The organism is Chryseobacterium sp. Marseille-Q8038 (assembly GCF_965111995.1).
On the sequence record NZ_CBCOPN010000001.1, the window covers coordinates 1,037,719 to 1,050,051 of the forward strand.

General features: G+C 38.0%; 11 protein-coding genes. All 11 read right to left on the reverse strand.

What is annotated here, in order from left to right:
• Positions 1-4 precede the first annotated feature (4 nt).
• The 11 genes from ACWPWS_RS04820 to ACWPWS_RS04870 all read right to left on the reverse strand — a co-directional run bounded on the left by ACWPWS_RS04820 (position 5) and on the right by ACWPWS_RS04870 (position 12,286).
• Entirely contained in the window at positions 5-1,243 is a 1,239-nt protein-coding gene (locus ACWPWS_RS04820) for a sulfate adenylyltransferase subunit 1 (RefSeq protein ID WP_454045685.1), read from the reverse strand.
• An 87-nt stretch (positions 1,244-1,330) separates the two neighbouring features.
• Complete coding sequence (gene cysD, locus ACWPWS_RS04825; protein ID WP_209784386.1) at positions 1,331-2,239, reverse strand: sulfate adenylyltransferase subunit CysD; 909 nt, start codon at positions 2,237-2,239, stop codon at positions 1,331-1,333.
• A 12-nt stretch (positions 2,240-2,251) separates the two neighbouring features.
• Positions 2,252-2,965, reverse strand: coding sequence for a phosphoadenylyl-sulfate reductase (locus ACWPWS_RS04830; protein WP_454045686.1), 714 nt, complete (start codon positions 2,963-2,965; stop codon positions 2,252-2,254).
• 81 nt (positions 2,966-3,046) lie between these two features.
• Positions 3,047-3,463, reverse strand: coding sequence for an RrF2 family transcriptional regulator (locus ACWPWS_RS04835; protein ID WP_309511982.1), 417 nt, complete (start codon positions 3,461-3,463; stop codon positions 3,047-3,049).
• 249 nt (positions 3,464-3,712) lie between these two features.
• A complete protein-coding gene (locus ACWPWS_RS04840; protein ID WP_454045687.1) occupies positions 3,713-4,207 on the reverse strand; it encodes a GNAT family N-acetyltransferase in 495 nt (164 codons plus the stop codon).
• Between the two features lie 192 nt (positions 4,208-4,399).
• Positions 4,400-6,547 carry a zinc-dependent metalloprotease gene (locus tag ACWPWS_RS04845; RefSeq protein WP_454045688.1) on the reverse strand — a complete coding sequence of 716 codons (2,148 nt, stop codon included), beginning with the start codon at positions 6,545-6,547 and terminating at the stop codon, positions 4,400-4,402.
• Positions 6,548-6,631: 84 nt separating this feature from the next.
• Positions 6,632-7,897, reverse strand: a complete 1,266-nt coding sequence (locus ACWPWS_RS04850) for an NAD(P)/FAD-dependent oxidoreductase (RefSeq protein ID WP_454045689.1) — start codon at positions 7,895-7,897, stop codon at positions 6,632-6,634.
• A 7-nt stretch (positions 7,898-7,904) separates the two neighbouring features.
• Entirely contained in the window at positions 7,905-8,903 is a 999-nt protein-coding gene (locus ACWPWS_RS04855) for a 4-hydroxyproline epimerase (protein WP_454045690.1), read from the reverse strand.
• Positions 8,900-10,390 carry an aldehyde dehydrogenase (NADP(+)) gene (locus ACWPWS_RS04860; RefSeq protein ID WP_454045691.1) on the reverse strand — a complete coding sequence of 497 codons (1,491 nt, stop codon included), beginning with the start codon at positions 10,388-10,390 and terminating at the stop codon, positions 8,900-8,902. Before ACWPWS_RS04860 ends, ACWPWS_RS04855 begins: the two co-directional genes overlap by 4 nt.
• Positions 10,391-10,406: 16 nt before the next feature.
• A complete protein-coding gene (locus ACWPWS_RS04865) occupies positions 10,407-11,312 on the reverse strand; it encodes a dihydrodipicolinate synthase family protein (protein ID WP_454045692.1) in 906 nt (301 codons plus the stop codon).
• Positions 11,313-11,404: 92 nt separating this feature from the next.
• On the reverse strand, positions 11,405-12,286 hold the full coding sequence (locus ACWPWS_RS04870) for an AraC family transcriptional regulator (RefSeq protein WP_454045693.1): 882 nt from the start codon (positions 12,284-12,286) through the stop codon (positions 11,405-11,407).
• Between the last annotated feature and the right edge of the window lie 47 nt (positions 12,287-12,333).

Consider the following 12,333-nt stretch of genomic DNA (forward strand, 5'->3'; position numbering starts at 1 on the left):
TTTTCTATTGAATTATACAGGCTGCTACCGTTGAATTGGACGTTTCATCTACCAAAATGGCAGAGCCCGTTGTTTTATTATTGGTAAAGCTGTCATAGACCAAAGGCTGTGCCGTTCGAAGGGTAACTTTTACAATTTCGTTCAGTTTAATTTCGCCATCTGCCTGTTCCCGGATAAGGGTATTGACATTGATCTTGTAATCTACTTCTTTCACAACGGCTTTGACAAGTCTGCTATTCTGTTGCAACAGATATTTATTCCCTGGCTGCAAAGGCTTCTGATCAAGCCAGCATAACAGAATTTCAAGGTCTTTTTCAACGACAGGAACATGTTCTTCCGTTGCAAAAATATCTCCTCTGCTGACATCTACATCGTGAGCAAGGTGAACCACTGCAGGCTGACCTTCAAATGCCTCTTCTTTTTCAACGCCATTGATCTCTATCTTGGTAATTTCAGTCGTAAGATCTGCAGGAAGAATATGAATTTTGTCTCCTTTGGTGAATTTTCCACTAAGTATCTGCCCTGCATAGCCTCGGTAATCATGCAGTTCCTCCGTTTGAGGACGAATCACATACTGAACCTGGAAACGGCTTCCATTGTTTTTTTCTTCATTTAAAGTTACTTCTTCAAGATACTCAAGAAGAGAGTTTCCTTCATACCAATCTGTTCTGGAAGATTTTGAAACAATATTGTCGCCCTTTAATGCAGAGATCGGAAAATAGCTTACGTCATTTAATCCCAGATTTTCTGCAATTTTTGCATATTCTGATTTTATATTTTCAAAAACATCTTCTGCATAATCCACCATATCCATTTTGTTGATGGCTACCGCAACTTTCTTCAACTGTAATAAAGAGGCGATGATGGAATGTCTTCTGGTCTGTTCTATCACACCTTTTCGGGCATCGATCAGAATGACCATCAGGTCAGAATTGGACGCTCCGGTGATCATATTACGGGTATATTGCACATGCCCGGGAGCATCAGCAATGATAAATTTTCTTTTTGCCGTTGAAAAATAACGGTAGGCAACATCAATTGTGATTCCCTGTTCTCTTTCTGCACGCAATCCGTCTGTTAGAAGAGCAAGGTCTACCCCGTCTTCATTTTTATTTTTAGAATGTTTTTCAAGGACTTCCAATTGATCCTGTAAAATACTTTTGCTATCGTAAAGCAGTCTACCGATAAGGGTACTTTTACCGTCATCTACACTTCCTGCTGTTATAAATCTTAATATATCCATCCGATTTTTGTTATAAATGATAAGTGATAAATAATAATTGATAAAAATATTCTGTGTGATCGTTGATCAATTATCTTTTATCATTGATTAAAAATAGCCTCCTTTTTTTCTATCTTCCATGGCGGCTTCTGTCACTCTGTCGTCAATTCTTGTTTCGCCACGTTCTGAAATTCTGGTCGCTACAATTTCTTCGATTACGGCATCTATTGTTACCGCATTGGATTCTACTGCAGCGGTACAGGTCATGTCTCCAACGGTACGGTAGCGTATTTTTTTGGTAGTGATAATATCCTCCGGCTCTAAAAAGACGTGTGAGGAATTGGCAAGCCACTGACCGTTAAAATCTACCACTTCTCTTTCATGCGAAAAATAAATGGAAGGAAGTGCAATTTTTTCTCTTCGGATATAGTTCCAGATGTCAAGCTCTGTCCAGTTGCTGATAGGGAAAACTCTTACATTTTCTCCTTTGTGAATTTTTCCATTGAAGATATTCCATAGCTCAGGACGCTGAAGTTTGGGATCCCACTGCCCGAATTCATCACGGACGGAAAATATTCTTTCCTTGGCGCGGGCTTTTTCCTCATCTCTGCGGGCTCCTCCGATGCAGGCATCAAATTCAAATTCTTCAATCGTATCAAGAAGTGTATAAGTTTGCAGCCAGTTTCTGCTTGGAAATTTACCTTTGGCCTCCGTTAATTTTTTACTTTTTATCGTGTCTTCCACTTTCCTTACAGCCAGATTGACCTCTAACTGCTTTACCAGCTGATCACGAAAATCCAGAACTTCCGGAAAGTTGTGTCCGGTATCTACATGAACAAAGGTAAACGGTATTTTGCCATGGAAGAATGCTTTTCTTGCCAGATGAGCCAGTACAATACTGTCTTTTCCACCACTGAATAATAAGGCAGGACGTTCAAACTGACCCGCTACTTCTCTTAATATATAAATAGATTCAGCTTCTAACTGATCTAAATAATTGAACTGATGTATTGACATTTTTTTCTTTTTTTATTGATGAATATGCAGACCGCATTCTTTTTTGTTGGCATCTTCCCACCACCAACGGCCTGCTCTGAAATCTTCTCCTTCTTTGATAGCTCTGGTACAGGGCTCACATCCTATGCTTACAAATCCTTTTTTATGAAGATGATTGTAGGGCAGATGATGATCTTTTACATATGCTGTCACCTGTTCTGTAGTCCAGTGAAGGATAGGATGAAATTTTATGATTTTATTATCCGGATCCCATTCCAGCTGGGGCATATTTTGCCTGTTGGGAGAATGTTCTGACCTCAGACCTGTAACCCATACTTTATAGCCTTCCAGTGCTTTTCTCAGAGGATGAACCTTTCGGATGGTACAGCACGCTTTTCTTTTTTCTACGGACTGATAGAATGAATCCGGTCCATTTTCGGTTACAAACTCTCTGAGTTCTTCGGTATCCGGATAGTAGGCTTTGATATTCTTTTTGAAAAAAGCCTTTGTGGAGGTCCAGGTTTCATAGGTCTGTTCAAAAAGTCTTCCGGTATCAAGCGTGAATATTTCAATAGTTAAATCTTTTATCAGATGAGTGATAACCTGATCTTCGTAACTGAAACTGGTTGAAAAGATAACTTCTCCCGGGAATCTTTCAGTCAGTATTTGCAGTCCATTTGTTTGAAAAGAAGCTTCACTAGCCTCTTTTACAAGATTTTCGTATTCATTTTCCAGACTGTTTTTCATTTTGAATTGAGATTTAAGTCTTGCAAATATATACAAAATTCTATAACTCCTATCAAAATAGTAGAATTTAAATAAAAAAAATTAATTGTTATTGATAAACTTAGTCAGAGTGGCCTCCATCATGCTTGTTCTGGTCTTTTCACGAACGATCATTAATTCTTTTCTTAAGTAACATACCGCTTCATCTACGCAATCATCACATGCTTCATAAAAATTTAGAGATACACATGGCGTAAGAGCAATAGGCCCATCGAAAATACGGTAAATATCTGCTAATGAGACCTCGTCGGGTGATTTCAACAAGTAATATCCTCCTACTTTGCCTTGTTTACTGTTCACCAGTTTGGCTCTTTTAAGTTCGAGAAGAATTTGTTCCAGGAATTTCTTGGGGATGTTTTCGTCTTGTGCAATAACGGAGGTTGGCAGAAAGCCCTGGTTATAATTCCTTGCTAATCTGACCATTGCTTTAAGCGCATATTTGCAACGTTTCGACATCATAATTCCTGCAAGTTATGATAAATTATTGTATAAATGAAATGTTTTTATGGTTGAAGACTTTGCATTTAACCATAAAAGTCACAAAAGATTTTAAAAACACTTAAGTTTCTTTTAAGTAAGAAATAAACTGTTGAAAAGTTCAATTAAACTTAAAATATTTTTTATTGCCTGAGATTATTTTAGTCTAAAAATATGCACAAACATCTGTGGAAATCTGTGCAATCTGTGGGAAAAAGATACTCAATAAGTTTACCCTTTCTGCAATATAAAGTAAGCCAGTTCTCTATCCTCTCGTACCAGATTTTCAATTCTGCTGAAGCCGCTTTTTAAAAGTACTTTTTGAGATCCTATATTATCAAGATCGGTTATAGCCACAATATCTTTCCGATGATTCAGTGAAGAACAATAATCAACAAGAGCTTTACACACTTCAGTTCCAAGTCCTTTACCCCAATAATCTTCTCCTAAGGTATAACCGATTTCTAGTTGTTCCGGATGGTCAAGGAAGACTCTTGCGAGACACATTCCCACAAAATCATTATTCTTTGTGTTAAATATTCCCCATCTGCTGAATGGTTCTGTTTCATAATCTGCCAGTGCTTTGTCAAACATCTCTTTATATTCTTCAGGAGTTTTGTAAGGCAGATAGCGGGTAACATTTTCATTTTCAAAAAGAGTAGAAAATAAAGGGAATTCTTCGGGAGTAAATTCGCGAATGGTTATGGTATCGTTTTTATAATGCACTGAATATTGTTATCAAAGAATAAAATTACATAAATAAATGAAGAACTGGCTCATAAATAGGATAAAAAATTGGGCTTACCATGAAGCCCAATTAACTGCATATGAATACTAAACTATTATTCATATTTCTGAGAAAAGTGTTTTGTTGTTTAAAAAGCTTTAAACCAGTCTGTAACTGCTTTGAGTTTGATTCTATTTTTTAATAAATTTTTGGGAAGATTTTCCTAAAGAGGTTTCAATATCAATTAAATAAGTTCCGCTTAGGAAGTGTTTAACATCAACCTTATTACCAATAACTTTAGCATTCATTTTTCTTCCAAACATGTCGTAAACAGCAATTGATTTAATTTCCCCTTTTGTTTTAATATTCAATACATCAGAAACTGGATTTGGATAGATGGATGTTTCTGAGTTTGTTGTATCACTGTCTGCAATGGATAATGGTAATGCACAAGGTGTTGTAATACTGCCATATGGTTGTGTGTTGTAGGCAAACTCAGTTACAGAATAACCTGAACCATTAGCCCCGGCAATCAGTTTGAAATAGCCGTTAATATTGTAGCCTTCAAATTGGTTTCTAAAACCTACATAAGCGGTTTTGCCAGACCAGGTAGTGTATGTAGGAGTGTAAACATCAAGTTGTCCGGGAGTATAAGTAGGATAACCTATATTACTTGCATTCGTTATGGTGGTGCAGGCTGGAATTAGGCTAATATTTCTTGTTCCTGCTTCACATACTAATCCTTTCCAATAGGTTTCCAGTTTCAATTGATTTGCCCCATAGTACCAGGCGCCATAACCGGCATCATCACTAAGCTCAGGGTTAATGATAAAATATTTCCAAGTTGCTCCGGAGTTGGTTGTTACTGTTGTTGGTGTTGGATTGGCATAACTTTCCAGAGGAGTTCCGGTAACTACTTTATAAGGATCTTTATATGAAAAAGTTAATGCCAAAGCGGTTGTGGATCCTAATGACGTTACACCTCCTGTTATAGCCGGATTTAGGAATGTAATTGATGAATTGAGAATCTGGCTTTTAGGATGGCTGGTTGTTGTACCATTTATAGTAAGTGTAGCAGTAGTAGGACTTGTAACTGCTATAGCTGCTGTTAATCCTGTTGGTAATGAAGAAGTGAAATGTGTTCCTGAAATAAGAGTTGTTCCATTTGGTACACCAAATGTTGCTCCGTTTAGGGTAATGGCTGAGATTGGAGTAGATGCTACTGTTCCATCTAATGATACTTTACCATTATTGTTTATGTTTTCAGTAAATGTACTGTTGCTAAGACTTAATCTAGGCGGAGTATTGGCAACACCGGTTGCTGCTAAGTTTGCGGGCTGCCATAAATTTATTCTTGAAGGGTGATTTAATGCGGCTAACATTCTGTTGACCTGTCCATTGGTGAACATTTTATAACAACCTGCAGAGCCGTTGTATCCCATATAGTTTTCAACGTTCACTTTTTGTCCAAGACAATTGTTTCCAGCTGCACATCCTAATCCATTAGAATTATTTTCTACAGGGGTGTCAGCAACTCCATCACCATCATTACTGGGATTTGCAGTTGAACAAAGAACATTGAATGTATGTTGAAGATTTAGCCAATGCCCGAATTCGTGAGTGAATGTGTCAGAAAACTCGTTTGAAGCCACAGTTCCTGCAGCATCATATATATAACGGCCATTATAAACAACTCTGGCTGTATTTACTGAAGTCATGTATGAATCCGGATACCAGGCAACTCCTGATTGATATAAATCTTTACTAGCATACAGATCATTTTGTATATACACATTCATATACTTGGTATTATCCCAGGCATCTGTGCCAATTTGTGCATCATATCCGCCACCGTTGCCATATCCACCTTTGAAAGGATGAAATACCACTCCGCTTGTTGCTTTTCCGGTTGGGTCAATTTTAGCTAAGCGGAATTCAATACTTAATGTGCCCCTAATAGGCTGGAAGTAAGAATCTATAGTGTTTGAATCAGTGTTGATTCCATTGAAATTTAAGTTGATTTGTTGCAGTAAGTCAACTACTTTTTGGTAATTTACTTTTACATTACTCTGAGATTCTCCATACACATGAAAAACCACAGGGATGATGTAGGTGGGAGAATTCACCTTTTTATTCAATGGAGTTTTGTTTGATTCCATTTTTTTTACAAAATCTCTGGTGAATTTTTCAAAATTTTCATATTCAGCCTTAGATTCAGGATGCAGTTCAAAATGTTGTTTCATCATTTCATCTGCTTTACACTCATGAGGTCTGTTTTCTTGAGCAAAACCTATTATTGGAAATAGGGAAGCAAGTAGTAGTAATTTAAATTTTTTCATGATTTTTGGATTTGGTTGTTAATAAATTATTTGAATACTTAAATGGTTTTAGGCATAATTTTGTGTGTTTTATGTGATGTTTTTTTAATTAAATCTTTCAGGGTTGAATATCTTTATCTCAACCGTTGGCTTTTGGTCATTGGCAAGTTCTGAAACTGTTTTTCCGAAAATGGGTCCAAGACTTAGTCCCATCATTCCACCGCCTCCGGCAATAATTAGATTTTTTAATTTCGAAGATTGACCTAAATACGGAAGGCCATCCGGAGCGCAGGGTCTGTAACCCAACCAGATTTCTGATTCTTTGGGTATTTCCATCTGGAAATCGGGTAAATACTTAGGAATAGACCGGACGATACCTTCTACCCTTTTCATATTAATTTTATCCTTATGGGAAGCCAGTTCCATGGTTCCGCCAAAACGGATCTGCCCATTCATAGGAGTGACAGCCACTCTTGCTTCAAGTAATAAAGCAGCATGATTCAGGGTATTGACCGGATTATCAGGGGTATGCATAAACGAATATCCTTTTCCGGGCATTAACTGAATTTTGATTCCTACCTTCTGAGCCAGTTCAGGGAGAAATGAACCTCCGGTCATAATAAACTGGTCTGCAGTAAATTCCTTACCATTGGCAATGACTGTTTTAATAGCATTTCCAGAAGTTTCAAAGCCGGCTACTTTGTGATGGGTATGAAAAATGACACCATTATTTTTAAGATAAGAGATCATTTGCTTCATCAGCTTCATAGGATTCATATGACCATCACATTTATAATTGATTCCTCCAATGACATCCAATCGGGCATTGGGCTCGAGCTCCTGGATTTCTTTCTTATCAAGAATATCAACTGATAATCCCATATTAATTGCTTTGTGGGCAAGCTCTATCTCCTCTTCTGCTACTTTCTCTGTTTTATAAAGCATCAGAATACCATTTTGATTAAGTTCAAAATCAAAACCATCTGTTTCTGCAATTTCATTATAAAGTTTGCTGCTTGCGAGATTAAGATCACGGATGGCTGCTGCTGAATGATCAACATGTTTCTGGTTGGAATGTTTCAAAAACTGTAATCCCCAGGATATCAGTTTAGCGCTGAATGAAGGTTTCACATAAAACGGACTTTTACTGTCAAACATCCAGCGTATTCCTTGGGCAACAACTCCCGGTGCAGCCAATGGGGTAAAATGACTGGGGACAATCATTCCTGCATTGCCATAAGAACAGTTGTTGGTAAGATCATTCTGCTCCAGAATTTCCACCTGCCATCCTTTCTTTAAAAGGTAATAGGCTGAGCTTAATCCGGCTATTCCTGCACCAATGATGAGTGCTTTTCCTTTATTCTGTGTCATATGCGTGTTACATTACCTGAAAACCCTGCCAATAAGGATCTTCATCATCAATAATAATATGATTATATCCGGTAATTCTTGCCCAGCCTTCTACTGATGGGATAATGGCTGATCTTCCATCTACAGCAGCAGTTTCTTCAATTCTGCCAATAAACTGAGAACCAATATAACTTTCATGGATAAATTCTTCTCCTTCCCTGAGTTTTCCTTTAGCATGCCACTGCGCCATTCTTGCAGAAGTTCCTGTACCACATGGTGAGCGGTCCAAGGCATTTTCCCCTACCAATACCGCATTTCTCCCACTTGCTTTAGGATCTGTAGGTATACCCGTCCATTGAATATGGCTTAATCTGGTGATGTGTTCAATTTCAGGATGAATAAATTCATATTTGTCATTGAGTAATTTTCTGATGATTTTTCCATAATGAATAAGCTGGCTGGCTGTAAAATCAGAAATATCTCTATAATTTTCCTGAGGGTCTATAATAGCATAAAAGTTTCCGCCATAGGCTACATCGGCACTGATTAATCCAAGATCCGGGCATTCAACTTCCAGATTTTCAGCATACAAAAAAGACTTTACATTCGTTAGTTTTACCGATTTTACTTTTTTTCCTTCCTGTACATAATCTATGAGGATAAGTCCGGCAGGTGTTTCAAGACGCAATTTCCCGGGAATTTTGGGTACAACAAGACCTTCTTCTATGGCAATGGTTACTGTTCCTATCGTTCCGTGTCCGCACATGGGAAGACACCCGCTGGTCTCAATATATAAAACCCCGATATCATTATTTTCATCAGCAGGAGGATACAGAATACTTCCGCTCATCATATCGTGACCTCGGGGTTCAAACATTAATCCCTTTCTTATCCAGTCATATTCTTTCATGAAGTGAAGCCTGCGCTCCATCATGGAATTTCCTTTTAAAATAGGTGCTCCTCCTGCAACAAGGCGTACAGGACAGCCACAGGTATGTGAATCTATACAAAAAAATGTTCTGTTCATGTCGTCTGTAATTTTAATGATCCTGAATTCATTTCTCCATCCACCATTCTGCTGATCTGCAATGGATTGTCATTCTTTAACTCTTCGGGTAAAAATTCATCCGGCCAGTTTTGAAAAGAAATAGGACGAACAAATCTTTTTACAGCATCCGGTCCTACAGAAGTAAAACGAGAATCTGTAGTAGAAGGAAACGGACCACCATGCTGCATGGCATAAACTACTTCCACTCCTGTAGGCATTCCGTTGAATAACAGTCTTCCGCATTTATCTTTCAGAAGGCTGACTAACGTAAGATTATCACGTAGGTCTTCATCAGTAGCGGCTACTGTAATCGTCAATTGTCCTTTTAGCTGATGGGCGATTTCTGTGATTTCATCAAGTGTTTCACATACCACCACAATACCAAATGGACCAAAAACTTCTTCACTCAATACCGGATTATTCAGGAAGGTCTGAGCATTTGTTTTTATAACGGAAGCATGTCCTTGACCATCTTCTGTTGCGGGGTTTGCCGAAGCAATTATTTCAACATCCGGTTGTTCTATCGCAATATTTTTATGTTTTTCGAAGCTTTCCGATATTCCTTTGTGAAGCATATTCGCAGGAGCAATATTCAGAATTTCATCTTTTAATGTATTGATAAAACGGTCAAGAGAATTCCCTTTCAATGCAATAAATACTCCCGGATTTGTACAAAACTGACCTACTCCTAACGTTAAAGAAGCAATATATTCTTTTGCTAATGTTTCAGCTTTAGTTTCAAGTAAGTTTTGAAAAGCAAATACAGGATTAATACTTCCCATTTCTGCAAATACCGGAATAGGATTTTCACGACGGTTAGCAATATCAAACAAAGCTTTTCCCCCCTGGAAAGAACCGGTAAATGCAACTGCCTGTATATCCGAATGCTGAGTCAGGTAAGCCCCGGTTTCATAAGATGTTCCGGTAATATGGCTAAAGATCCCTTCAGGCCATCCAAAAGCTGTAACAACGGCATTTATAGCATCAGCCATTATTTGTGAAGTCTGTGGGTGTGCCGGATGTGCCTTTACAATCACAGGACAGCCGGCCCCGATAGCACTTGCTGTATCTCCTCCTGCAGTAGAAAATGCAAACGGAAAATTACTGGCTCCAAAAACAACGACAGGCCCAATGCCTACATGGTATTTTCGGAGATCTCCTTTTTGTTTTTCTGGCTGGGCAAGATCAATTCTGGGCTCTGCATATATCCCGGCAGCAACAGCTTTTGCATAGCTTCTCCATTGTCCTACTGTTCTGGCTTTTTCACCTGTAAGTCTTGCTAAAGGCAATGAGGTTTCAGTGTGAGTAACTGCCAACAGTTCTTCTCCCAAAGCTTCAATCTGATCAGCAACAGCATTCATAAATTCTGCCCGTTCATTGATGGTGGTATTCTTCAGGAACTGAAAGGCTTCAGCTGCCCTCTGAATTCTTTTATCAATATTTTCTTTTGATGTTTCTTCAATCATAATTGTTTTTCTGATGTTAATTGAGTACCGGACGATTAGCCCTGCCTTCATCAATGATTTTTTGAACTTTTTCAGCTTCCTCTCCATAGAGTTCAAGACGTGGAGCTCTCACATAAGGATTGCTTATTCCTTCTGATGCCGCCGCCAGTTTGATATACTGGATAAGTTTAGGATGAATATCCAGCTCCAGCAAAGGCATAAACCATCTGTAGATGGCTACAGCTTTGTCATATTCATGGGCTTTTGCGTAGTTATACATCGCCATGGTTTCATTAGGAAAGGCATCTACAAGACCTGCTACAAGACCATCAGCTCCAAGCATCAGGGTTTCCAGGCAAATTGTATCTACACCTCCAAGAATTTTGATCCTTTTTCCAAAACGGTTAATCATTCGGGTTACATTCGCCAGATCTCTCGTTGATTCTTTAACAGCCTGAATGGTTGGATATTCAATAAGCTCCTCAAACATTTCAAGGGTAACATATATTCCATAATCTACAGGATTGTTGTAAATAAGAATAGGAAGATCTGTAGCAGAAGCCACTGCTTTGAAATACTCAACAACTTCACGGTTATCAGCTTTATAACGCATAGGCGGAAGAAGCATAAGGCCGTCTGCTCCGAATTCTTTTGCTTTCTGTGCAAAGTTCACCGCATTTTTGGTTGTATTTTCAGAAAGATTAAGAATGACAGGAATTCTTCCCTGTGTTATTTTTTTTGCGTATTTCAGCAACTCAAATTTTTCTTCCGTTTCCAAAGCACTTGCCTCCCCTAATGTTCCTGCAAGGATAATTCCGTGAACTCCTGCTTTAATCTGGGCTTCTGTATTGAGAGTGAACATTTCAAAGTCTATCTCACCTTCTTTGGTAAAAGGAGTTAATACAGCAGGATAAATACCTTCCCAGTTTAGTTTTGTACTCATATCAAATAATATTTATTCAAAACTAGGTGAATTTTAAAACGGTAAATGTTAATATTTTAATAGATACTAACCATATTTTAACAGGTTGCTTTTTATTGGTCTATGGTGACCTCTTTATAATGCTTAAGGTATTCTTTAGGTGAATATTTCATAATGGACTTGAAAACGCGGTTAAAATTGGTAAGGCTGCTGAATCCGCTATTAAAAGCAACAGAAGAAATACTGTACATACTGCTGGCTGTCAATAGTCTGCATGCCCGCTGTACACGAAGTTCATTCAGATATTCAATATACGTAATGCGGGTACGCTTTTTAAAAGAGCGGCAAAAAGCCTGAGGAGTCATACATGCTTCTTTGGCAATAAGGTCTAGCGTAAGTTTATTCTGGGCGAAATTTTTCTTAATAAAAGTCTGGGCATCTATAATTCTTTGGTCGGTATCAGAAATAAGATCAGGCAGATTCTTTTCTGAAGATAATGGAATATGCAAATGCCTGTTTTGCATAAGATGGTTTAAAATCCTGATAAAATCAATGATCTGATCTACTCCTTTTGTCTTTTGTAATGCCGCAATGTTTTCCCCGATATTTTTTTTAAGTTTGGAAGATACCTGGAAACCTACTTCTGAATGATTGATAAAATTTTTAAGTTCCTCAAACTCAGGCAAGCCGAAAAATGCAGCGATCTTTTTATGAGGGTCAAAAAAAATAGAAATAGAATGAACCTTCTGTTTTTCATTTTTCTCAAAATTACCCCTGAAGACGTGGGATTGATTGGCTCCCAGATAGAAAATATCTCCCGCTTCAAAATTAAAGAGATTCTGTTCTATAGCCAGTGTTCCATGTCCTTTAAGAATCCACATGATCTGTGTTTCTGTATGACGGTGGAAATAAGGATAGAAATTAGGCATTATATCTTCCTGGATGCGAAGACTCTTGTTGGTATCAGCAGGAACAGAAAATTGCAGACTCTTCATAATATCATGGCTTTATTAGAATAACATTTTCTTAAAGGTTAAAATAT

Bases quoted from the DNA above. Each gene is read 5' to 3' on its own strand.
- ACWPWS_RS04850 (WP_454045689.1), bottom strand. From the start codon at position 7,897: ATGACACAGAATAAAGGAAAAGCACTCATCATTGGTGCAGGAATAGCC.
- ACWPWS_RS04820 (WP_454045685.1), bottom strand. From the start codon at position 1,243: ATGGATATATTAAGATTTATAACAGCAGGAAGTGTAGATGACGGTAAA.
- ACWPWS_RS04835 (WP_309511982.1), bottom strand. From the start codon at position 3,463: ATGATGTCGAAACGTTGCAAATATGCGCTTAAAGCAATGGTCAGATTA.
- ACWPWS_RS04855 (WP_454045690.1), bottom strand. From the start codon at position 8,903: ATGAACAGAACATTTTTTTGTATAGATTCACATACCTGTGGCTGTCCT.
- ACWPWS_RS04830 (WP_454045686.1), bottom strand. From the start codon at position 2,965: ATGAAAAACAGTCTGGAAAATGAATACGAAAATCTTGTAAAAGAGGCT.
- cysD (WP_209784386.1), bottom strand. From the start codon at position 2,239: ATGTCAATACATCAGTTCAATTATTTAGATCAGTTAGAAGCTGAATCT.
- ACWPWS_RS04865 (WP_454045692.1), bottom strand. From the start codon at position 11,312: ATGAGTACAAAACTAAACTGGGAAGGTATTTATCCTGCTGTATTAACT.
- ACWPWS_RS04845 (WP_454045688.1), bottom strand. From the start codon at position 6,547: ATGAAAAAATTTAAATTACTACTACTTGCTTCCCTATTTCCAATAATA.
- ACWPWS_RS04860 (WP_454045691.1), bottom strand. From the start codon at position 10,390: ATGATTGAAGAAACATCAAAAGAAAATATTGATAAAAGAATTCAGAGG.
- ACWPWS_RS04870 (WP_454045693.1), bottom strand. From the start codon at position 12,286: ATGAAGAGTCTGCAATTTTCTGTTCCTGCTGATACCAACAAGAGTCTT.